Annotated in this window: 22 protein-coding genes; 12 read left to right on the top strand and 10 right to left on the bottom strand. The window is 72.3% G+C overall.

Annotation, left to right across the window (positions count from 1 at the left end):
- Positions 1–101: 101 nt before the first annotated feature.
- Entirely contained in the window at positions 102–917 is an 816-nt protein-coding gene (locus ACIGAN_RS04480; RefSeq protein ID WP_365092340.1) for a PRC and DUF2382 domain-containing protein, read from the bottom strand.
- 138 nt (positions 918–1,055) lie between these two features.
- Here ACIGAN_RS04480 and ACIGAN_RS04485 point away from each other — a divergent pair, with 138 nt between their 5' ends.
- Positions 1,056–2,060, top strand: a complete 1,005-nt coding sequence (locus ACIGAN_RS04485; protein ID WP_399854789.1) for a D-cysteine desulfhydrase family protein — start codon at positions 1,056–1,058, stop codon at positions 2,058–2,060.
- Between the two features lie 213 nt (positions 2,061–2,273).
- On the opposite strand, the gene ACIGAN_RS04490 is transcribed toward ACIGAN_RS04485, so the two are convergent.
- On the bottom strand, positions 2,274–2,777 hold the full coding sequence (locus ACIGAN_RS04490) for a MarR family winged helix-turn-helix transcriptional regulator (protein ID WP_365099165.1): 504 nt from the start codon (positions 2,775–2,777) through the stop codon (positions 2,274–2,276).
- Between the two features lie 154 nt (positions 2,778–2,931).
- Here ACIGAN_RS04490 and ACIGAN_RS04495 point away from each other — a divergent pair, with 154 nt between their 5' ends.
- Entirely contained in the window at positions 2,932–3,876 is a 945-nt protein-coding gene (locus ACIGAN_RS04495; RefSeq protein ID WP_399854790.1) for an NADP-dependent oxidoreductase, read from the top strand.
- 44 nt (positions 3,877–3,920) lie between these two features.
- Here the strand turns inward: ACIGAN_RS04495 and ACIGAN_RS04500 are convergent, their stop codons facing one another.
- A complete protein-coding gene (locus ACIGAN_RS04500) occupies positions 3,921–4,823 on the bottom strand; it encodes an NADP-dependent oxidoreductase (protein ID WP_399854792.1) in 903 nt (300 codons plus the stop codon).
- Positions 4,824–4,923: 100 nt separating this feature from the next.
- On the opposite strand from ACIGAN_RS04500, the gene ACIGAN_RS04505 reads away from it, so the two are divergent.
- Positions 4,924–5,457, top strand: coding sequence for a MarR family winged helix-turn-helix transcriptional regulator (locus ACIGAN_RS04505; protein WP_399854794.1), 534 nt, complete (start codon positions 4,924–4,926; stop codon positions 5,455–5,457).
- A 189-nt stretch (positions 5,458–5,646) separates the two neighbouring features.
- On the opposite strand, the gene ACIGAN_RS04510 is transcribed toward ACIGAN_RS04505, so the two are convergent.
- Positions 5,647–6,219 (bottom strand): CGNR zinc finger domain-containing protein, encoded by a 573-nt coding sequence (locus ACIGAN_RS04510; protein ID WP_399854795.1) that lies wholly within the window; start codon positions 6,217–6,219, stop codon positions 5,647–5,649.
- A 177-nt stretch (positions 6,220–6,396) separates the two neighbouring features.
- Between ACIGAN_RS04510 and ACIGAN_RS04515 the strand changes: the two genes are divergently transcribed.
- The 6 genes from ACIGAN_RS04515 to ACIGAN_RS04540 all read left to right on the top strand — a co-directional run bounded on the left by ACIGAN_RS04515 (position 6,397) and on the right by ACIGAN_RS04540 (position 12,270).
- Positions 6,397–6,852, top strand: a complete 456-nt coding sequence (locus ACIGAN_RS04515; protein ID WP_365099160.1) for a VOC family protein — start codon at positions 6,397–6,399, stop codon at positions 6,850–6,852.
- A 101-nt stretch (positions 6,853–6,953) separates the two neighbouring features.
- On the top strand, positions 6,954–7,871 hold the full coding sequence (locus tag ACIGAN_RS04520; protein WP_399854797.1) for a pyridoxamine 5'-phosphate oxidase family protein: 918 nt from the start codon (positions 6,954–6,956) through the stop codon (positions 7,869–7,871).
- A 50-nt stretch (positions 7,872–7,921) separates the two neighbouring features.
- Positions 7,922–8,119, top strand: coding sequence for a ferredoxin (locus ACIGAN_RS04525; protein WP_399854798.1), 198 nt, complete (start codon positions 7,922–7,924; stop codon positions 8,117–8,119).
- Positions 8,116–9,357, top strand: a complete 1,242-nt coding sequence (locus ACIGAN_RS04530) for an NAD(P)/FAD-dependent oxidoreductase (RefSeq protein WP_399854800.1) — start codon at positions 8,116–8,118, stop codon at positions 9,355–9,357. Before ACIGAN_RS04525 ends, ACIGAN_RS04530 begins: the two co-directional genes overlap by 4 nt.
- Positions 9,358–9,597: 240 nt before the next feature.
- Positions 9,598–10,011 (top strand): nuclear transport factor 2 family protein, encoded by a 414-nt coding sequence (locus ACIGAN_RS04535; protein WP_399854801.1) that lies wholly within the window; start codon positions 9,598–9,600, stop codon positions 10,009–10,011.
- A gap of 87 nt (positions 10,012–10,098) precedes the next feature.
- Entirely contained in the window at positions 10,099–12,270 is a 2,172-nt protein-coding gene (locus ACIGAN_RS04540) for a hypothetical protein (protein ID WP_399854803.1), read from the top strand.
- A 196-nt stretch (positions 12,271–12,466) separates the two neighbouring features.
- On the opposite strand, the gene ACIGAN_RS04545 is transcribed toward ACIGAN_RS04540, so the two are convergent.
- Together ACIGAN_RS04545 and ACIGAN_RS04550 are read right to left on the bottom strand one after the other, a co-directional pair.
- The gene (locus tag ACIGAN_RS04545; protein ID WP_399854804.1) at positions 12,467–12,724 is read right to left on the bottom strand and encodes a DUF5302 domain-containing protein; all 258 of its coding nucleotides are present in this window, start codon (positions 12,722–12,724) and stop codon (positions 12,467–12,469) included.
- A gap of 127 nt (positions 12,725–12,851) precedes the next feature.
- Positions 12,852–13,280, bottom strand: coding sequence for an ATP-binding protein (locus tag ACIGAN_RS04550; RefSeq protein WP_399855332.1), 429 nt, complete (start codon positions 13,278–13,280; stop codon positions 12,852–12,854).
- 232 nt (positions 13,281–13,512) lie between these two features.
- On the opposite strand from ACIGAN_RS04550, the gene ACIGAN_RS04555 reads away from it, so the two are divergent.
- A complete protein-coding gene (locus tag ACIGAN_RS04555; protein WP_399854806.1) occupies positions 13,513–13,908 on the top strand; it encodes an STAS domain-containing protein in 396 nt (131 codons plus the stop codon).
- Positions 13,909–14,012: 104 nt separating this feature from the next.
- A complete protein-coding gene (locus tag ACIGAN_RS04560; protein ID WP_399854808.1) occupies positions 14,013–14,660 on the top strand; it encodes a hypothetical protein in 648 nt (215 codons plus the stop codon).
- An 80-nt stretch (positions 14,661–14,740) separates the two neighbouring features.
- On the opposite strand, the gene ACIGAN_RS04565 is transcribed toward ACIGAN_RS04560, so the two are convergent.
- Positions 14,741–14,983: a DUF5133 domain-containing protein gene (locus ACIGAN_RS04565; protein ID WP_399854809.1), complete on the bottom strand. Its 243-nt coding sequence runs from the start codon at positions 14,981–14,983 to the stop codon at positions 14,741–14,743.
- Between the two features lie 225 nt (positions 14,984–15,208).
- On the opposite strand from ACIGAN_RS04565, the gene ACIGAN_RS04570 reads away from it, so the two are divergent.
- A complete protein-coding gene (locus tag ACIGAN_RS04570) occupies positions 15,209–16,414 on the top strand; it encodes a cysteine desulfurase-like protein (RefSeq protein ID WP_365743146.1) in 1,206 nt (401 codons plus the stop codon).
- Positions 16,415–16,448: 34 nt separating this feature from the next.
- Here the strand turns inward: ACIGAN_RS04570 and ACIGAN_RS04575 are convergent, their stop codons facing one another.
- From ACIGAN_RS04575 to ACIGAN_RS04585, 3 genes are all read right to left on the bottom strand, one after another.
- Entirely contained in the window at positions 16,449–17,324 is an 876-nt protein-coding gene (locus ACIGAN_RS04575; RefSeq protein WP_365743148.1) for a geranyl diphosphate 2-C-methyltransferase, read from the bottom strand.
- Positions 17,325–17,341: 17 nt separating this feature from the next.
- Positions 17,342–18,661 (bottom strand): family 2 encapsulin nanocompartment cargo protein terpene cyclase, encoded by a 1,320-nt coding sequence (locus ACIGAN_RS04580; protein WP_399854811.1) that lies wholly within the window; start codon positions 18,659–18,661, stop codon positions 17,342–17,344.
- A gap of 170 nt (positions 18,662–18,831) precedes the next feature.
- Positions 18,832–20,250, bottom strand: coding sequence for a family 2B encapsulin nanocompartment shell protein (locus ACIGAN_RS04585; RefSeq protein WP_399854812.1), 1,419 nt, complete (start codon positions 20,248–20,250; stop codon positions 18,832–18,834).
- Between the last annotated feature and the right edge of the window lie 27 nt (positions 20,251–20,277).

Raw genomic sequence — 20,277 nt, forward strand, 5'->3', positions numbered from 1 at the left:
GTGAGGTCTCCGGACACACCTCGCCGGCCCGCTCGGGTGGAGCCGAGCGGGCCGACGCGTACAGGCGAGGAGGCCGTCCTGCGGCGCTGGGGCCGTCGTCCTCAGCGGTCGCGGGGTTCCTCGGCGCCTTCGGTCTCGATGCGCTCCTTGCGGACCTGACCGCGCACGGTCTCCTCGTCCGTGTGCTCGTCGGTCGTCATCCGCACCCGTTCCACCGGCACCGTCTCGGTCTCGGTCACGGGGCGCTCCTCGTGCAGGGTCACCTCGTGCTCGGCCTCGGTGATCTCGGGGCCGGACATGGCGGCGTCCATGTTGTCGTCCGTGATCGGTTCACGTTCGACGCGCACTTCCTCCCGGCGCACCGGAACGGTCTGCTGCACCTCTTCGGTGACGACGTACTTGCGCAGCCGCGCCCGTCCGACCTCACGCCGCTCGGTGCCGACGTGCATGCGCTCCTCCGAGCGCGTCATGGCGTCGTCGGTGCCCATGCCGGTGTCCATGTCGGTGTCCATGGTGCGGGACGTCCCGGTCGTGTCCTCGGTGCCGCTGTGGGCCCAGCCGGCTTCGCCGGGCCGGTTCGCCCGCTGCCAGGCCGCGTCCCAGTCGATGCCGTAGTGCTCGTACAGGCGGTGCTCCTCCTGTTCGGACAGGTGGCCGCCGGCATCGACGTCGACGTTGGGGGCGTCCTTGACCCGGTTCTTGTCGTAGGGCACCTCCAGGTGGTCCTCGACGAGGGTGGCGTCGTGGATGGGTACGAAAGACTCGTTGGTGCCGAACAGGCCGGTGCTGACACTGACCCATTCCGGCTCACCGGTGACGTCGTCGAAGAAGACGTGCCGTGCCTCTCCGATCTTGTTGCCGTCCGTGTCGTAGACAGGGTGTTCCAGCACAGTCGGTATCTGCTCGCGAGTGATCATGTTCCTGCGTCCCTTACTCGTTGGCCTTTGCGTACGAGTCACCACCGAGAAACAGGAGAAAACCGACCAAATCGCATTTATTGTCCAGCGGTACTGTCTTGCGGTGCACCGGCACACACCGATGCCAGAGGAGACAGCATGGAACCGCGTACGCCCCCGGCAACGGCCGGTGACCCCGCCCACCCGCATGAGCTGCCCTTCTCCCGGCTGCGCCTGGGCACCTGGCCCACTCCTCTGGAGCCGGCTCCCCGGCTCGCCCAGGCGCTGGGGCTCCGCGCCGACGACCTGTGGATCAAGCGCGACGACCTCACCGGGCTCGCCGGAGGCGGCAACAAGATCCGCAAGCTGGAGTGGACCGTGGCGGGGGCACTCGCCGAGGGCGCGGACACCCTGGTCACCACGGGTGCCGCCCAGAGCAATCACGCCCGCCTGACCGCCGCGGCCGGGGCCCGTCTCGGCCTGGACGTGGTACTCGTCCTCGCGGGCGATCCGCCGGCCACCGCGTCCGGCAACCTCCTGCTCGACAGCCTCCTCGGCGCCCGCCCGGTCTGGGCCGGTGACGTGGACGCCGACGGACTCCGCGCACTGGCCGACGAGACCGTCGTGGAGCTGCGCGGTGCGGGCGCGGCCCCCGCCCTCATCCCCTTCGGCGGCTCCAGCGTCCTCGGCGCGCGCGGCTACCTGGAGGCCGGCCGGGAGCTGCTCGAGCAGAGTTCGGGCGTCCGGCACATCGTCGTGGCCCTCGGCTCGGGCGGCACGATGGCCGGGCTGGTCGCCGCCGCCGGAGCCCGGCGTGTCCTCGGCGTGGACACCGGCGCCCGGCCCGAGGCGCAGCAGGCCGTCCACGCGTACGCGTCCGCGCTGGCCGAGGGGCCCCTCGCGGCCGGAGACCTCCGGGTGCGGACCGACCAGATCGGCGCGGGCTACGGGACGCTGACCCCGGAGACAGCCGACGCACTGTCACTGGCCGCCCGGTGCGAGGGCGTGGTGCTCGACCCCGTCTACACGGGCCGGGCCCTCGCCGGACTGCGTGCGGCCGTCCGTGACGGAGAGATCCGCCCCGGCGAGACGACGGTCCTGGTCCACACCGGAGGACTCCCCGGCTTCTTCGGCCACTCGGGGATCCCGGCCATGCTCGGCTGAGGCGACGCAGACCCGCTGCCGGGGCGGTCTGCGAGCCGGCGCCGCGGCAACGCCGGTGCGGTGACAGCGCCGGTGCGGTGACAGCGCCGGTGCGGTGACAGCGCCGGTGCGGTGACACGGGAATCACCTGCGGGTCTGCCGCGCGTCTCGCACGGCAGACCCTGTGGGTACGGGAGCGTGCCGGCCGGGCCGACTCACCCCCGACGCGCGTCCCTATCCTTCGCCCTTGCGGCGCCGGGACGCGGCCGAACGCGGCGGAGCCGACCGCATGTGCTCGCGCACCGGCGCCAGCAGACCGGCGAGAGCCCGGACGTCGTCGCGCGACAGCGGCTCGAACAGGAGGCCCCTCACCACCTCCACGTGGCCCGGCAGCACCCGGGCCAGCAGCTCACGTCCGGTATCGGTGATGGTGACGGTGATGCTCCGCTCGTCGTCCGGCGACGGAGCACGGACGACCAGGCCCTCCTTCTCGAGCAGACCCACCTGGTACGTCAGACCGCTGCGGCTGTAGACCACGCCGTCGGCCAGGTCGGTCATGCGGTGACTGCCCGTCGGCGAGTCCCCCAGGCGGGCCAGCAGCTGGAACTGCACGTAACTGAGACCGCCGCTGTCGCGCAGCTGCTGCTCGACCGCGTGCCGGAGCAGGCTGGTCACTTCGATGAGGTCGAAGTAGGCACCGAGCTGCACGGGATCGAGCGACGGCGGCGAGTCGGACATGACCGGGATTCTACTGCTTCGAATTCGAAGAGCGTGACGTACATCCCTCCCTCACCCCCCTGAGCCCTTGCTTCGAATTCGAAGTAAGAGTACGGTCGACATCAGTTGCTTCGAACTCGAAGCATCTTGGATCCCCGTGAAGGCGAGTACCGACATGAAGGCAGTGCGTTTCCACGAGTACGGCGACCCCGACGTCCTGCGCCACGAGGACGTGGAGCAGCCCGTCCCCGGTGCCGGCCAGGTCCGGATCCGGGTCGCCGCGACATCGTTCAACTCGGTGGACGGCAACATCCGCGGCGGCTTCATGCGCGGCCCCATACCGGTGGAGCTGCCCCACACCCCTGGTCTCGACGTCGCCGGCACGGTCGACGCGCTGGGCGAGGGCGTGGACGGCATCGCGGTCGGCGACGACGTCATCGGCTTCCTGCCGATGAACGGGAACGGCGCCGCCGCGGAGTACGTCCTCGCGCCGGCGGACATCCTGACGCCGGCCCCCGGGAGCATCCCGCTGGCCGACGCCGCCGCGCTGCCGGTCGTGGGCCTCACCGCGTACCAGGCGCTGTTCGACCACGGCCGGCTGACGGCCGGGCAACGCGTGCTGATCAACGGCGCCGGCGGCGCGGTGGGCGGCTACGCCGTGCAACTGGCCAAGAGGGCCGGTGCCCACGTGATCGCCACGGCCGGCCCGCGCAGCGGCGAGGCGGTCACGTCCGCCGGTGCGGACGAGGTCATCGACCACACCGCCACCAGCGTGACCGCGGCGGTGACCGAACCGGTCGACCTCGTGCTCAATCTCGCACCGGTCGACCCGTCCGAACTGGCCGCGCTCGTCACGCTGATCCGCCCGGGCGGCGCCCTGGTCAACACGACGGTGTGGATGCCCGCACCGGCCGACGAGGAACGCGGTGTGCGCGGCATCGACCTGTTCGTCCGCAGCGACGCCGAGCAACTGGCGAAGCTGGTGGCGCTGGTGGACGGCGGGGAGCTGCGCGTGGCCGTCGCCGAGCGGGTGCCGCTGGCCGAGCTGGCCGCTCTGCACGCCCGGGCCGCCCAGGGTGCGGTGCACGGCAAGGTCATCGTCGTTCCGGCCGCGGCCTGACGCCGCCCCTGCCCGGCCGGGCCGTGCACGGGGAGCCGTGGTACTCAGGGCAGCGTGACGACGACCTTGCCGCTGCCGCTCTGGGCGAGCGTGTGGGCTTCGGCGACGGAGGCCAGCGGCAGCACGTGCTCGACGCGGGGGGTGTACAGCCCTCGGCGGCCGAGGTCGGCGGCCTGCCGCAGGAGGGTGGAGTCGTTGCGGGCGTCGACCTTGCGCAGCCCCAGTCGTGCGGCGCCCTCGGTGTCGATGACCGTGATGACGCGGCCGGGGTCGCCGACGATGTCCAGGAGGTCGGGCAGCGAGGCCGACGGTGCGGCGTGGACGGCCGCGTCGACACCGGCCGGGGCCAGGGCCGCGACTCGTTCGCCCAGACCGGGGCCGTAGGTGGTCGCCTGGACGCCGAGACCGGCGAGATGGGCGTGGTGGGCCTGGCGGGCGGTGCCGATCACCGTCGCTCCCGCCGCCTTGGCGAAGGCGGCGACCGCGCTGCCGACCGCGCCGGAGGCCCCCTCGACGAGCAGGGTCCGTCCGCCGAGGTCACCGAGGGCGGCGATGACAGCGCCCGCGGTGGCCGAGGCGAGCCCGGCGGCGGCGGCCTGCTCCGTCGACCAGCCGGGGGGAACGGTGCTCCATGCGCTCAGCACCGCGTACTGGGCGGTGGTGTCGCTGATTCCGCCCAGGCCGAAGACCAGGTCGCCCACGTGAGTGCCCTCGACGGCAGGCCCCACTTCGTCCACGATCCCGACCGCGTCACGGCCGGGCACCGCCGGCAGTTCCACCGGCAGCACGTCCCGCAGGTGACCGGCGCGCAGCAGGTAGTCGATGGGATTGACGCTGGTGGCCAGCACCTTGATGCGTATCGAGCCCGGTCCGGCGTGGGGTTCGGGGGCGTCTTCGACGACCAGGACGTCCGGGTCGCCGTAGCGGTGGTAGCGCGCAGCCTGCATGGGGATCTCCTGGGATCGGGTGAGCGCGGCATTTCCTTGCCGCGGAAAGTAACCGTACGCGGAGATACTTTCCGTGGCAAGCAACGGTAGGATGGCCCCCATGGCAGACCCCGAGCACCTCACGCCCCAGCAGGACCGCACCTGGTCCCTGCTGGTCGGAGTGATGATGTGGCTACCGGCCGAGCTGGACGCCTACCTCGAACGCACAGCCGGGATCAGCCACGCCGAGTACCAGGTCCTGCGCTGGCTGTCGCTCAGCGAGGACCGCGAGGTCCACATGAGCCGGCTGGCCGCCACGGCCAGCGTCACCCCCTCCCACCTGTCCCGCATCGTGGGCAGGCTGGAGAAGCGGCAGTGGATCACTCGCAGCAGCGACCCGCACGACGCCCGCCGGACCTTGGCACGCCTGACCGAGGCCGGGGCGCAGATGGTGCGGCGCACCGAACCGGGATACGCCCGCGAAGTGCACCGGCATGTCTTCGCCCGCCTCGACCCCCGAGAGGCCGAACAGCTCGAAGACCTCACCGAAGCCATCCTCACGCCGCTGCGCGAGGACTGCGTCCAACTGCTGCCGGCCCGAACTCCCCGCTCCCACCAGGGCGAAGAAGCGCGACGCGCCGGGTCGAGTTCCTGACGACAGCGGGGTCGCCGGCCGGCCCTTCCCTCGCACCGCCGCCCCTGATCGCCCGCACGGCCGCCCTCGGCCCCTCGTACCGCCGCCCCGGCCGGGCCTGTGGCGCAGCCGCAGCGGAGCGCGGCCGGAGAAGGCCGACCCGGACGGTCAGGTCCGGACAGTCAGGCCCGGACAGTCAGGCCCGGACGGTCAGGCCTTCTTCTGGCGCGCGTAGTGGCGTTGCGCCTTCGCCCGGTTTCCGCAGCCGGCCATCGAGCACCAACGGCGCGTGCCGTTCTTGGACACGTCGTAGAAGTGCAGGATGCACTCGGAGTTGGTGCACGAGCGGATGCGTTCCGGCCGGTCGGCGAGGAGCCGCAGGTAGTCCTCGGCCGCCCGCCAGGCGGGCAGCCAGGAGGGTGCCTCCACCTCGACGAAGGTGTCCGGACCGTCGGGGGTCAGCCGGTGCCCGCGGTGTCCGTGGGCGAGGACGGCGTTGAGGGCGTCGACGGCGGTGGCGTCCGGGTGCCGCGGGTTCGCGATCGCCCTGTCCAGGGCGGTGCGCGCCTGAAGCAGCCGTTCCAGGGTGGCGTGGTCCACGGGGACCGCCGCGTCGCCGAGGGCCCGGGCGACCAGGGGCCCGGCGAGCCAGGTCGCCAGCCCGTCGAGCGAGTCCAGCAGGTCATGACGGCCGGCGGCGTCGATCCAGCGGGTGTTGAGCAGGTCGATGCACAGGGGCTCGTCGGTCAAGGGGCGAGGGTCGGCCCCCGCGTTTGGCGGCACGGTGCGACGTCCTTCCTCTGCGGTCCCGGCGGTCTCCGCGGTCCCGGCGGTCTCTATGGACCAGCATAACCGGTCATCGCCTGATCAGCGGTTGACGCTTCTCTTTCTAACCCCTAAAGTCGATTTCAGTGGTTGCGAGACCAGCTCGTGACGATGAGTGAAGGCATGTGATGCACCATGGCCAAGGCGAAGTCCCTGCAGACCGGGCACGTCGGACTGAACGTCACCGACCTCGAACGCTCCCTCGCCTTCTACCGCGCCGTCTTCGACTTCGACGTGCTGGCCGAGGGCAAGGAGGACGACCGGCGCTGGGCGTTCCTCGGACGCGACGACCGGCTGCTCGTGACGCTGTGGCAGCAGAGCACGGGCTCCTTCCCCGCCGACCGCCCGGGGCTGCACCACCTGTCCTTCCAGGTCGACACGGTCGAGGAGGTCAAGGCCACCGAAGAGGTGCTGCGCGGCCTGGGCGCGGAGTTCGCCCACGACGGTGTCGTCCCGCACGGCGAGAACGGCACGTCGGGCGGCCTCTACTTCACCGACCCCGACGGCATCCGCCTGGAGATCTACGCGCCCACCGGCGCCGACCCGGCTGACGCCCCGACCCCCGGCGCCCCCACCTGCGGCTTCTTCTAGGACGAAAGCCCTCGGTCCGCCGGGCCGCCCCCACCCCGGGCCCGGCATCCCGGCGGACCGCCCGACGACCGCCAGGCCAGTACGCCCGGAAAGGACATGCCGTGGCCACCTATCACAGCGGCGAGATCGCGGTGCAGGAGCGCGCGGGCCTCGCCCGGCAGGCGGGAATCGCGCTCGGCGGTATCGGCGAGAGCATCCCGCCCGTCGCGCGGGACTTCCTCGCCGAGCAGCCGATGATCGTGCTCGGCGCCGCCGACCGCGACGGCCGCCTCTGGGCCACCCAGCTGACAGGCCGGGCCGGGTTCCTGCGGGTGCCCGATCCCCGCACCCTCCTCGTCGACGCCCTGCCCCTGCCGCAGGACCCGCTGGCCGAGGTCCTCACCGGGCCGTCGCCCGTCCGGGCCGGAATGATCGCCATCGAGCCCGCCACCCGGCGCCGGATGCGCGTCAACGGGCAGGCCCGACGGGAGGGCGACGGCCTGCGCGTCGATCTCGACCAGGTCATCGCCAACTGCCCCAAGTACCTGCAGAAGCGCGACCACCACCGGGCCGGGCCGCACGAGGGCGCGGCCGCGGAGCGCACCGTCACGGACGGCACCGCCCTCAGCCCCGCCCAGCAACGGGCGGTGCGCGCGGCCGACACGTTCTTCGTCGCCACCGCCTCCGACCGGGGTGACGCGGACGCCTCCCACCGCGGTGGCAACCCCGGCTTCGTCCGGGTCCTCTCCCCCACCCTGCTGCGCTGGCCCGACTACGTCGGCAACGCCATGTTCCTGACCCTGGGCAACCTGCAGCTCAACGCGTCGGCGGGGCTCCTGTTCCCCGACTGGGAGACGGGCACCGCCCTCCACCTGTCCGGCACCGCGCACACCGTCTGGGACGCCGAGCGGATCGCCGAAGTGCCCGGCGCGCAACGCCTGGTGGAGTTCTCCGTCGAGGCCGTACGGGAGATCACCGCCGCCTCCCCGCTGCGCTGGACCGGCCCCGCCTACTCGCGCTTCAACCCCCCGGTCGGCTGACCGCCGCGCCGCAGCACCACCGACCACCCCGAGCCCCCAACGGAGCGACCATGCGGATCACCGTGGACATGAACCTGTGCGAGAGCCACGGACAGTGCGTCTTCGCGGCACCGGAGATCTTCTCCTTCGACGACGAGGACCACCTCACCTACGAAGCCACCCCGTCCGACGCGCTGCTCGGCAAGGCCGAGAAGGCGGCGGCCGTCTGCCCGGTCCGCGCCATCACCGTCTCGTCGGCCGCCTCGTGAGGACGGACGGACACCGCCACGTACTCGTCGTGGGCGCCTCGCTCGCCGGACTGCGGACCGCGCAGGCCCTGCGCGAGCGGGGCCACACCGGCGCCCTGACCCTCGTGGGCGACGAACCGCACCCTCCCTACGACCGGCCCCCGCTGTCGAAGCGGGTGCTGACCACTCCCGGCCACCCACCCGACGTCGAACTGCCCCTGCCGCGAGGGCTGGAGGCCCGCTGGCAGCTCGGACAGGCGGCCGTCCGCCTGGACCCGGCGGCGAAGACCGTCACCCTGGCGGACGGCACCCGGCTGTCCTACGACGGCCTGGTCATCGCCACCGGTTCGGCCGCCCGCGCCTGGCCCGCCACCGAGCCCTCACCACCGGCCGGCGTACTCACCCTGCGCAGCCGGGAGGACGCGCGCGAACTGCGGGCCGCGCTGGCCGTGAGTCGGCGACTCGTCGTCGTCGGCGCCGGATTCCTCGGCGGCGAGATCGCCGCCGCCGCCCGGGAGCGCGGACTCGACACCACACTCGTCGAAGCCGCCACCCAGCCTCTGCGACGCGCCGTCGGCACCATCGCGGGCGCCTACATCACCGCCCTCCACCGGGAGGCCGGCATCGATCTGAGAACCGGCACCACCGTCGAAGGCTTCCTGAACGGCGCCGACGGGCGCCTCACCGGCGTCCGCCTCTCCGACGGCACCACGGTCCGAGCCGACACGGCGGTGCTGGCCCTGGGCGGGACGCCCTCGACAAGCTGGCTGGCCGGATCCGGCCTCGCCCATGACGGCGGCGTCCACTGCGACCCGTATCTGCGCGTCCTGCGCACCGACGGCTCGGTCGTGCCCGACGTGGTGGCGGCCGGCGACGTGGCACGGGTGCCGCAACCACTGGCCGACGGGCGGCGCCTGGCGCTCGGTCACTGGACCGACGCCGTCGAGCAGGCGGCCACGGCCGCCGCCACACTCCTGGCCGGGCAGCACCCATCCGAGCCCTTCGCAGCCGTGCCGTCCTTCTGGTCGGACCTGCACGGCGCCAGGATCCGCTCGGTGGGCCTGCCCGCCGTCGCCGACGAGACGCGGGTCGTCGAGCACGACCTCGCGGGCCGCCGGCTGGAGATCAGCTACCACCGCGCCGGCCGGCTGGTCGGAGCCCTGACCATCGGGCGGACGAAACGGCTGGCGTCGTACCGCGCGGCACTGCGGGAGGACCTGGTCACCGAGGGGACGGCGGGACCGTCGTCCCCTCGGTGACCGCCGAGGGCGCGCGAGTTCACCACCCCTCCCCGCCCGCGGCGAGGATCAGCGCGGCGGCCGGATGTCGCGACGGTGCACCGCCGCCGTGCCGCCGAGTTCGTCCAGAAGGCCGACCAGTAGGGCCCGGGCCGCGTCGAACGCCGCCGGATCGGATCGCTCGCGCAGCCGCCTCTCCAGGCGCTCGCGGGCGACGAGCGGCGGCGACGGCTTCCCCGCCCCTGCGGGTCAGGGCGACACATGGCCCAGTTCGACGACCACCCCAACGTCCGTATCGCCCTCCGCTACCACGGTGCCGTCGCCCGGCTGGCGGCGCCGCAGGAACTCGAGGAGTTCCTGCACCCCGAGATGACCCACTCCCAGGTGCCCAACGCGCTCTTCCCCGCCGGTGCCGACCGCGATCGCGCGGAGACGCTCGCCGCGTCCGCCCGGGCCCGCACCCTGCTCTCCGCTCAGCGCTACGACGTGGTCAGCGCCGTGGCCGCCGGCGACCGGGTCGCCCTGGAGATCAAGTGGTCCGGCACCCTCGCGGCCGGCTTCGGTGAGCTGCCCGCCGGCCACGTCATGCGCGCGCACATCGCGGCCTTCCTCGACTTCCGGGACGGCAGGATCGTCGCCCAGCGCACCTACGACTGCTACGAGCCCTTCGCCTGACGCCCGGCCGGTGCGCGGCTCGGCGGCGGCTCCCGCAGCCAGGAAACTCCCGTGCACCGGTTCGCACAGATCTGCGATCATCCCCGAATGCCGCACGGTCTGGAATCACTCGTCCTCCGACACACCCACCGCATCCCCTCCCCCGCAGGCTCCGCCGGACAAGGTGCCACCGCCGCGCGGCAGTTCGACGCGACGCTGGCGACCGTGGGCTTCAAGCTCTCGGCGGAGTTGCTGGACCGGCTGTCCGGGCTGTCCGAGGCCGCCGTCCTCCACACCGCCAGACGGACACTGAGCACGGTGAGCGAGATGGCCGGCGACCACGTCCGGCACAACTCGTACTTCATCGACTTCCCCGCGAACGTGCCGGACACCGAAGAGTTCTGGATGCGCTGTGTGGCCAAGGCGCTCGCCGACGACAGCTCGCGCGGGAACGTGCTGACGCAGCTGCGGCACGGCGTGCTGAACCTGCTCAGCCTGCCCACGTACGGCCGCTACCAGCACACCTACGAGGAGATGCTCGCGGCGCAGGACGAGCTGATCGCCTCGGCGGGCGACCGGGTGACCGTCCTGCACCTCGGACGCGACCTCGACGAGGAACTCACCGACCTGTATCTGGCCCTGGCGGGCAGCACGACACCTCTGGGCGAGGAGCACCTGGGCGACCTCAGGATCCTCGCCGAGCGGTGCGCGCTCGGACCCCAGCCGGAGTCCATCCCGGTCCGGGAGAACCGCGCGGTCGTCAACGCGGCCCGACTCGCCGTCGGCGCCGACCCGCTGCTCGACACCGTCGTCGACGTACTGCGCCTGGCCTGCGCGCTCTCGGGCGGTGACGTGACGCTGCGGGAGCCGACCCGGTTCAAGGGCTTCCCGCGGCCGGTGCGCCGGAAGCTGCTCGCGGGCCTGGACGCCGTGATCGCGGCGAACCCCGCCAAGCTGGCCGACGTACACGCCTACCGCGAGCCCTTCAAGCGGCTCGGGGAGCGGCTCCACCCGCACGAGTATCCGCAGTGGCCGAACGCGGCCGACGTGTTCGCGGTGGCCCGGGGCGAGAAGACGGCGCGGTCGTTCGACAGCCGCGTCGAGCAGCTGCTCGACGCGTACGACATCGCCGGTGCCGCGCGGCTGCTGAAGTCCGCCCCCGGGAAGCTGTTCCGCGCCCTGGACCTCCTGCTGCGCATCGCCGGCGGCGAAGCGGAGCGCGAGGTGGTGCTGGCCGCCGCGGCGGACGTGGCGCCCGAGGTCTCCGGCCGGGTCCTGCTGTCCGTCCGCGAGCACTTCCACAACCGTGCGGAGGAGAGCGACCGCCCCCGGATCTTCGTCAACCGCCGAGGCCGTGGCTGGGTCGCTGACGACACCCGCCCGCCGGTGCCCGCCGCCGACCGGGACCGCCTGATCGGCGTCCTCGACGCCGAGCTGCGCCGCAGGCTCCCGGCACCGCGCCGGCTGCTGCTCGACCCCGATGTCCTCGACGTGGCGCTGCCGCTCAGCGGCAAGGCGTCCGCGGCCGGACTCGGCGTGCTGCCACGCGGTTCGGCCTCGGCGGTCGACGGCGAGCACCTGCGCTTCTTCGCGTACTGGAAGCAGGCCGCGCAGCGGACCGACTACGACCTGTCCGCGCTGCTCCTGCACACCGACTACAGCACCGACTCCTGGCTCTCGTACACCTCCCTCAAGGCGGTCGGAGGCAGGCACTCGGGCGATGTCACCGAGGCGCCCGACGGGGCCTCGGAGTTCATCGACCTGTCCCTGGAGCGGGTGCGCAGCACCTTCATCGTTCCGCAGGTCAACATCTACGCCGGCGAGGGATTCGACGAGACAGAGGAGTCGTTCTTCGGTTTCATGGTGCGCGACGGCGCGCAGAAGGGCCGGCCGTTCGAGCCGCGCACGGTGCGGATGAAGTCGGAGCTGCGCGGGGTGGGCCGGGTGGCGCTGCCGCTGGTGTTCCGGCGCGGGGACGACGGCCGATGGCGCGCGACGTGGCTGCACCTGTACCTGAGAGGCATCTCCTCGGCCAACCGGGTGGAGGAGAACCAGCTGTCGGTGTCCAAGCTGGTGCGGGCCTTCGTGGAGCGCGAGTACCTGACGGTGCGCTACCTGGTGGAGCTGATGTCCGACGGCGCCACGGCCGTGGAGCTCTGGAACTGCGAGACCGTCGTGGACGAGCCGGTCACCTACATCGGCCTCGAACGCCCCGAAGGGCTGCCCGCGGGCTCCCAGGTCATCACACTCGAAAATCTGCGCGACTTGATCCCGGGTTGAGTGCTAGCGTTGCCGTCGGCGAGGCCATGAAGGGGCTTCCTTCTCAACTCCTGCCCTGAACCAGTTCCTTCGCTTTCCTCGCCTTCCACCTCGTTCCGGGTGGCGCCCTCCGCCGAGCCGCGTCACCCGACGGGACAGGGCCCGGCCGTGCGGCCGGGCCCTGTCCCGTGCGGTGTCACCCGCGGCCGTGCGTGCCTCAGCCGCCGCTCTTGCGCCGGAACGACCGCTGGCTGGCGGCCGGGCCATGGGTTCCGCGGACCTTCGACGCATGACTGTTCGCGGTCTGATCGGCGGCGTCCGCCTGCATACTGCGCTTGCGCGCCAAGGCCTCCCGGAACTTGCGCTTCAGGTCGTACTGACCGTCGGCGTCGGGCGTGAGAGCGAGGCTCTCGGTGTCGGCCGGCTCGGTGCCGGCCGCCTCCGAACCTTCTGGCGATGGAGACTCTGCGGCCATGACGACCTCCTGGGCTCGGACGGTGGAAAGCACAGCTTGTCATGGAGCGCACCCGATGATCGCCCATCGGCCGGCTCCCCGCCCCCCTCGCCCACGTCCGATGCGTGAGGCCGTCCGGCCGGGGTCCCTAGAGCGGGGACCGGCCGTTGACGGCGCCGTCGGGGTCGTCGGCCAGAGCGAGGCGGACGGTGACACGCTTGCCGACCGGTTCGCGCTGCACCTCGAAGCCCTGGGCGACGGCCATCACGATCTCCAGGCCGTGCTGTCCGACCCGGCCGGCGTCCGCGGCCCGGGCCACCGGCAGGACCGGGTCGGAGTCCCAGACGACGATCTCCACCACATCGCCGGCGATCCGCAGATCCAGCAGCATCGGGCCGGGGGCGTACTTCAAAGCGTTGGTCACCAGTTCGCTGACCACCAACTGGGTCAGATCCAGCGCGCGCTGCGACACGGGCAGACCGTGCTCGGCCTGAACGCGCGTGAGGAAGCCGGCCGCGAGATGGCGGGCCCGGGCGATGTCCGCGCTGTCGCCGCCCAGGGCCACCGCGGCCTGCATGTCCGCCTGACGCCTGGCGCCGTCTTCGCCCACGGGCGGGGCATCCACCGCAACTGCCTTCACATACCCACTCACGTCAGGGCGCGTACCCCGTTCGCGCGGGATGACGCCCGCAGAGCCACGGTCGATCTTCTCGGTGTCCCCGGGGCGCTCCCGTGACCGGTGCCCGCGGGGACGGCTTCCCGACGCCGGGGGCCGGTGTGCCAGGATTCCCGCTATGGAAGAGGACAGCGTGTCAGGTACCAGGTTCGCCGCGTCGACGGGACGACTGTCCGTGACGGCCTCCGCCGAGGGCGGCATCCGTGTGGTGAGCGTGGCCGGGGAGATCGACCATCTCACCGGTGAGGTCCTGCGCGAAGCCCTCGACCCCTCCGGCACCGCCGGTGTCCGCGTCGTCGTGGACATGCGGCAGGTGTCGTTCATGGACTCCGCCGGCATCAACGTCTTCCTCACCGCCCACCGCTCGCTCACCCGAGCGGGCGGCTGGCTGCGCCTGGCCGCGGTGGGGCCCACCGTCATACGCACGCTCCAGATCGTCGGCCTCGACACCGTCCTCGGCATGTACGAAACCCGCGAAGAGGCCCTGGCCGGACAGGAGGGCCTCCTCCGTCCGGGGCGAGGTGCGTAGTCCGCTCGACCGCGCCCGAGGTGCGCTGCCTTTCCTCCCGAGTGACAGTGAACGCGGTACCGCCGCATGCCGGCCTCACCTGTCCTCCGAAGGGAAACACCGAGATGTCGCAACGCAATACCGTTCTGCGCAGCATGCACGACCTGGGGCTGGCCGCATGGTTCGGCGGTGCCCTGATGGGGGCGGTGGGCCTCAACGGCGCGGCACGGGCAGCAGGGGCCACGCAGACGGGCGGCGGCGCTCGGATCGCCAGTGCCGGCTGGGCCAAGTGGACCCCGGTGAACGCCGCCGCGATCGGCACCCACCTGGTGGGCAGCAGTGGCCTGCTCGCGGCGAACGCGGCTCGGGTCGTCAGCCAGCAGGGAGTGGCCGCCTCCACCGTGGCGAAGACCGTCCTGACCGGAGCCGCGCTGGCGGCCACCGCGTACAGCCGGGTCCTCGGGAAGAAGATCGAACTGGCCTCCTCCACCGACCCGGAGGACAGCGCGAAGGCCGCCGAGCACCCCGTCGACACGGACAAGGCGCAGCGGCAGCTCGCCGTCCTGCAGTGGGCGATCCCGGCACTGACGGGCGGCGTCGTGATCCTGAACGCTCTGCACGGAGAGCAGCAGCGTCCCGAAGAGCAGGCCCGGGGAATGTGGCAGCGGGCCATGAGCCGGGCCCCGCACCTGCCGTCCGTGCCCCATCTGCAGGACATCGGGCAAGTGTCGGACTGGCACTGGCCGCAGTCGCACGGGGTCAGGCAGGGGTGACCCCGGAACCCCGGTGAGGTGGGGCAGGCCCCTCGGAACAGTGACGCCCCGCCCGGCCCGGCCCCGTCGGCCCGGAACCGCTAAGCGGCCAGCGTCTCGCCCTGGCGGGAGACGCCCGTACGGTCGGCGTTCCGTTCGAGCAGGGCCTCCGCCGCGTCCAGGGCCTGCTCGACGGTGCGCGCACCGGTCATCACGCACAGGGTGTACGTGGCGTCCTCCAGAACCCGGCTGGTGTGACCGGTGGGCCGCACGTCGTGTTCGATCCGCGCGTGCTCGAAACGGGCCAGCACCGCCCGCAGCTCCTTCTCCGCCGGAAGGATCATGGTCAAACCTCTCCCCTCACGAACCCCACTCCCGTCAAGCAGAACTCCGCATGCCCCCCATTCGCGGGTTCACGCCACCGAGAGGTGAAATCCGCGGCGCCGCTCCTCCGTCCGTCACGTGCCGTCCGTCGCGTGGCGTCCGGCCGCCCCCGGGGCGATCTCCCCCGGGTCCGGCGGATGAGGTTGACTCGTGCCCCTGGCCCGACCACGACAGGAGCTACGACGTTGACCTACGACATCGCCGCGCTGCGCGCCCGGTTCCCCGCGCTGACCGCCGGCACCGTCCACTTCGACGGGCCCGGGGGCACGCAGACGCCACAGCCCGTCATCGACGCGATCGCCGAGACGCTGGCACGGCCCCTGTCCAACCGGGGCCGGTACTCGCTGGGCGAGCGCAACGCCGAGACCGTCGTCACCGGGGCGCGCCGGGCCATGGCCGACCTGCTGGGCACCGACCCGGCGGGGGTCGTCTTCGGGCGCAGCGCCACCCAGCTCACCTACGACCTGGCCCGCACCCTCGCCGCGTCCTGGGCGCCCGGCGACGAGGTCGTCGTCACCCGGCTCGACCACGACGCCAACATCCGCCCCTGGGTGCAGGCCGCCGAGCGGGCCGGGGCCACCGTGCGATGGGCCGGCTTCGATCCCGCCACCGGGGAGCTGACCGCCGACGACATCGGTGCCGTCCTGTCCGACCGCACCCGGCTCGTCGCCGTCACCGCCGCCTCCAACCTCATAGGCACCCGTCCCCCGGTCGCCGAGATCTGCCGCCTGGTCCACGAGGCGGGAGCTCTCGCCCACGTCGACGGCGTCCACTCCACCGCGCACACGCTGGTCGACCTGCCGGCACTGGGGGCGGACTTCTTCGTCTGCTCCCCGTACAAGTTCCTCGGCCCGCACCACGGCGTCCTGGCCGCCCGGCCCGCGCTGCTGGAGACCCTGCGGCCCGACAAGCTGCTGCCCTCGAGCGACGCGGTCCCCGAGCGCTTCGAACTCGGCACCCTTCCCTACGAGTTGCTCGCCGGCACCCGCGCGGCCGTCGACTTCCTGGCCGGCCTCGATCCGAGCGCGACCGGCACCCGGCGCGAGCGCCTGACCGCCTCCTTCGGAGCACTCGAAGCGCACGAGGGCGCCCTGCGTACCCGGCTCGACGAAGGGCTGGCCGCGCTCCCGGGCGTCACCGTCCACTCCCGGGCCGCCGACCGGACCCCGACCCTCCTGCTGACCTTCGAGCACCACGACACCGCCGACGCCTACCGTTTCCTCGCCGCCCGCGACATCCACGCTCCCGCCGGCCACTTCTACGCGGTCGAGGCCTCCCGCCACCTGGGCCTCGGCGACAGCGGCGGGCTGCGCATCGGACTCGCCCCCTACAACGACCAGGAGGACGTCGAGCGGCTGCTGGCGGCACTGGCCGAGTTCCTGGAGAAGTGAGCGCGCGAACCGGCGTGCCACCGGCCCCTGTTGACTACACGCGGTCGGCCGCGATCAGGACGTACTGGAAGGAGCCGTCGCGGTAGGACTCGATGAAGGCCTCCTCGATGCCCGTGACCAGCGAGGACGTGGCCCGCAGCTCCCAGTAGGGCAGCGTGTCGGGGGTGAGGTCGACGATGGTCTGCGGCACGAGCCGGTTGTCGGCCATGGCGCGCAGGTACTCGCGTCGCGAGTGGATGTTGCACTCGAAGTGGGCGTTGATCTGGGACACCCACTTCGACGGCTGGCCGTAGCGCGGGTTCCAGCAGCCGGTGATCGTCACGTACCGCCCGCCCACCTTGAGGAAGCGGGAGTGCTCGGCGAACAGGTCGTGCAGGTCGACGTACATGGTCGACTCGTTGTTCCAGGAGGCGGTGATGCTGCCCTTCTCGAAGGGCGTGTCCAGCATGTTGCACACGTGGGAGCGGACGTGGTCCTCGATGCGCAGTTCCCGTGCGCGCTGGTTGCCGAAGTCAGCCTGGGCCGCGGACAGGGTGACGCCTTCGACCTTGCAGCCGAAGCGGCGGTGGGCCATCACCATGGATCCTCCGCGCCCGCAGCCGGCGTCCACCAGGGTGTCGCCGGGCTGGACGGGTCCGAGGTGGTCCAGCAGGAGTTCCGCCTGAGCGGACTCCAGCCGGTGCAGCTCCGCGATGAGCTTCTTCTCGTACGCGCTGTCCGCCGGGTCGCCGAGCGCGGCGTGGTCCACGGCGCCGATGCCGTAGTGGTGGTGGTAGAGCCCGTCCACGTCACCCAGGCGCAGGTTGACCGGTCGCGCCTCGTTGTTCCAGTAGCGGGCGATGTCCCTCTGGTAGGGCGTCGCGGGGGCCGGGATCCTCGCGGCGGCCGGGGCAGTCGTTTCAGTGGTCACAGGAAGGGTCCGTTCTCTCACCAGAAGTCGGGCAGGCTGTAGCGGTAGGTGTTGGTGCGGTGCCAGTCGTGGTTGCCGTCGACCCAGGCGGCCACGCCCCTGAGGAAACGCAGCACGGTGGGCACCGGGCAGGCCTCGGCCAGATCGGCCGCGGCGGCCTCGAAGGCGTGCATGAGTTCGTTGTGGATCTCGATGGCCTTCAGGTAGGCGTCGCGGTCGGAGAGCTTCTCGCGTTCCGCGATCACCACCGGCAGGTTCAGGTGGCGTCCCGGGCTGTTGAGTTCCTTGGTGTACGAGTAGAGGTCGTTGACGATGGTGGTGGCGTTGCCGGCCAGGGCGATGACGCGCTGCATGTCGGGCCGGGCGTGCAGGTCGGCGGGCAGTTCGTAGCCGCCGACCGTGTCGGTGATCGTGGGGCAGGGCCGGAAGTTGTTGAACTGGCGCATCGCCAGGTACTCCCACACCTCCGGGACGTGGTCCGTCTGGGCCCAGGCCGCCTCGGCGAGGTAGCCCAGGTGCAGCCGGGCCATGTCGTGCCGGTAGCGGTCGGCCTGGGAGGGCGTGGCCGCGCCGGTGAAGTAGCCCATCGCGCTGCGGTAGGCCCGGCGCGGCGCGTCCGAGGTGAGCGACTCCTGCCACGCCGGGGTGTACTCCGCGGTGGTGTGGAGGTGGTCGAGCGCGGTGTGCGCGAGGAGGATGCGTCCGCCCAGGCCGACGGGGGATCCGCCGTGGTCCTCGCAGTAGCAGTCGTCGAGGGCGTTCTCCGCGACCATCAGCCGGGTCGCGAGCATCAGATGGTCGACCGTCGGTGCGTCGGGGTGGCAGCCGACCATGTAGCGCCCGACGGAGAAGCCGTCGAACTGCCCTTCCCACTCCTCGGGATACAGCTGGACCTCGTCCTCGGCCCAGCGCTTGATCCGACGGCTCACCTCCTCCACGCGCACGGGGTCGGGCTCCGGGACGGGATGGTGGTACAGCCCGGGGACGGCCTGCCCCTCGGCGGGCGGTGCGGTCGGCGGGAGCACGGGATCCGGCGGCGGGGGTGCGTCTCCCCGGATCACGGAGAGGGAGCTGGTGCCCGGTCCGGTCGGTCCGCGCAGGATCCGCTGGAGGGCCGTGTTCGCCGCTGTCGCGTCGGGTGTGCGCGCGGGGGCGGCCGCCCGGGGCGGTGCCGGGGCCGGGATCGCGACGGGCGGATGCAGCGCGGCCAGGAAGTCGGAGGCGGACGGCGGGGCCGGGGGGCCGGGGGCGGTCACCCCGGCGGCCTCCGGTACGGCTGCCGGTGGCGCCGGCCGCTGGGGGCGAGGGGGTGGTCCGAGGGGGCCGGAGTCGGGCATCGGCGGCTCCTTGGTACGTGCGAGGAGGTGCGGTGAGACGGGCGGCCCTGTCGGCGGAGCCGACCGGGCGGGGTGCGGGCAGGCCGCTTCGGGCTTCGGCACGGCGTGCGGCCGGGGCGCGGCGCCGGGAACCGCCTGCGGGCGGTGGAGCGCCCGGGCGGCCCGGGGGCTCAGTGCGGCCGGGGAGCGATCTGCACGTTCTCCATCACGCCGAGGGCGTCGGGCAGGAGCACCGCGGCGGAGTAGTAGGTGCTGACGAGGTAGGAGATGATCGCCTGCTCGTTGATGCCCATGAACCGTACGGACAGACCCGGCTCGTACTCGTCGGGCAGTCCGGTCTGCCGCAGGCCGATGACGCCCTGGTTCTCCTCCCCGGTGCGCAGGGCGATGATGGAGCTGGTCTGTTCCTTGCTGATCGGGATCTTGTTGCAGGGCAGGATGGGGACGCCGCGCCAGGCCGGTACCGACTGCCCGCCGAGGTCGACGTGGTCGGGATAGAGGCCGCAGGCGTTGAAGCCGCGCCCGATGGCGGCGATGGTCCTGGGGTGGGCGAGGAAGAGCTTGGTGCCCCGCCGCCGGCAGAGCAGGTCGTCCATGTCGTCCGGGGTCGGCCGACCGGAGCGGGGCTGGATGCGCTGTGTGAAGTCGGCGTTGTGCAGCAGCCCGAAGTCGCGGTTGTTGACCAGCTCGTACTCCTGGCGCTCACGCAACGCCTCGACGGTCAGGCGGAGTTGCTCCTCCGTCTGGTGCATCGGACCGTTGTAGAGGTCGGCGACGCGGGTGTGGATCCGCAGAACGGTCTGTGCGACGGAGAGTTCGTACTCGCGCGGCTGCGGCTCGTAGTCGACGAAGGTGCCGGGCAGTTCGGCCTCGCCGACGTGGCCGGCGGACACGGCGATCTCCGCCTCGCCGTGTTTGTTCTGCCGCTTCCGGCTGCGGGCGGCGAACTCCTCGACGTGGCGTCGCAGCCGGGGGGCGGAGGACTGGACGGCGGCGAAGTCGGCGCGGGAGAGCGTGAGGAGGGTGCCGGCGGTCTGTGCGGTGAACGTGCAGTCGTGGCGGGCCTCGGCGTCGAGCAGGGCGGCGCTTCCACCGATGTGCGCGCCGTCGGCGAGCACCGCGATCGCCGTCTCCTGGCCGTACTCGCCCTCGGAGGTCTGGCTGATCCGCCCGTGCGCGATCAGGAGGATCCGGTCGGCGGGGCTGCCGCGCTCGGCGAGGACCTCACCCGCCGCGAAGTCGTGCTGGGTGCAGCGGTCCGCCAGCGCGGTGAGGACGTCGACGTCCTCGAAGCCGCGCAGCACGGCCAGTTCGCCCAGCTCCCGGGGGATCACCCGGACGGTGGCGCCCTCCTGCAGGAACTCGATGCGCCCGTCGCCGACGGTGTGGCGCAGTCGCCGGTTGACCCGGTAGGCGCCTCCCGCGGCCTCGACCCAGGGCAGCATGCGCAGCAGCCACCGGGAGGTGATCTCCTGCATCTGCGGGACGGACTTGGTGGTGGTGGCGAGGTTGCGGGCGGCGGCGGTGCTCAGGGACTGCTGCTGTGTGTCGGAGGTGATCCGGGTCTCCGGACTGCTGTCGACGGTCATGGAAAGGAGCTTCTCCTTGCACGACGG

It is taken from the genome of Streptomyces sp. NPDC085931, from assembly GCF_044540565.1.
In the GTDB taxonomy this organism is placed as follows: Bacteria; Actinomycetota; Actinomycetes; order Streptomycetales; family Streptomycetaceae; genus Streptomyces.

What these genes read in the sequence shown, in the direction of transcription:
- ACIGAN_RS04505 (WP_399854794.1), top strand. Translation starts at nt 4,924, where the DNA reads ATGGCAGACCCCGAGCACCTCACGCCCCAGCAGGACCGCACCTGGTCC.
- ACIGAN_RS04495 (WP_399854790.1), top strand. Translation starts at nt 2,932, where the DNA reads ATGAAGGCAGTGCGTTTCCACGAGTACGGCGACCCCGACGTCCTGCGC.
- ACIGAN_RS04585 (WP_399854812.1), bottom strand. Translation starts at nt 20,250, where the DNA reads ATGACCGTCGACAGCAGTCCGGAGACCCGGATCACCTCCGACACACAG.
- ACIGAN_RS04550 (WP_399855332.1), bottom strand. Translation starts at nt 13,280, where the DNA reads ATGCAGGCCGCGGTGGCCCTGGGCGGCGACAGCGCGGACATCGCCCGG.
- ACIGAN_RS04490 (WP_365099165.1), bottom strand. Translation starts at nt 2,777, where the DNA reads ATGTCCGACTCGCCGCCGTCGCTCGATCCCGTGCAGCTCGGTGCCTAC.
- ACIGAN_RS04500 (WP_399854792.1), bottom strand. Translation starts at nt 4,823, where the DNA reads ATGCAGGCTGCGCGCTACCACCGCTACGGCGACCCGGACGTCCTGGTC.
- ACIGAN_RS04535 (WP_399854801.1), top strand. Translation starts at nt 9,598, where the DNA reads ATGGCCCAGTTCGACGACCACCCCAACGTCCGTATCGCCCTCCGCTAC.
- ACIGAN_RS04565 (WP_399854809.1), bottom strand. Translation starts at nt 14,983, where the DNA reads ATGATCCTTCCGGCGGAGAAGGAGCTGCGGGCGGTGCTGGCCCGTTTC.
- ACIGAN_RS04480 (WP_365092340.1), bottom strand. Translation starts at nt 917, where the DNA reads ATGATCACTCGCGAGCAGATACCGACTGTGCTGGAACACCCTGTCTAC.
- ACIGAN_RS04545 (WP_399854804.1), bottom strand. Translation starts at nt 12,724, where the DNA reads ATGGCCGCAGAGTCTCCATCGCCAGAAGGTTCGGAGGCGGCCGGCACC.
- ACIGAN_RS04560 (WP_399854808.1), top strand. Translation starts at nt 14,013, where the DNA reads ATGTCGCAACGCAATACCGTTCTGCGCAGCATGCACGACCTGGGGCTG.
- ACIGAN_RS04525 (WP_399854798.1), top strand. Translation starts at nt 7,922, where the DNA reads ATGCGGATCACCGTGGACATGAACCTGTGCGAGAGCCACGGACAGTGC.
- ACIGAN_RS04580 (WP_399854811.1), bottom strand. Translation starts at nt 18,661, where the DNA reads ATGCCCGACTCCGGCCCCCTCGGACCACCCCCTCGCCCCCAGCGGCCG.
- ACIGAN_RS04485 (WP_399854789.1), top strand. Translation starts at nt 1,056, where the DNA reads ATGGAACCGCGTACGCCCCCGGCAACGGCCGGTGACCCCGCCCACCCG.
- ACIGAN_RS04515 (WP_365099160.1), top strand. Translation starts at nt 6,397, where the DNA reads ATGGCCAAGGCGAAGTCCCTGCAGACCGGGCACGTCGGACTGAACGTC.
- ACIGAN_RS04540 (WP_399854803.1), top strand. Translation starts at nt 10,099, where the DNA reads ATGCCGCACGGTCTGGAATCACTCGTCCTCCGACACACCCACCGCATC.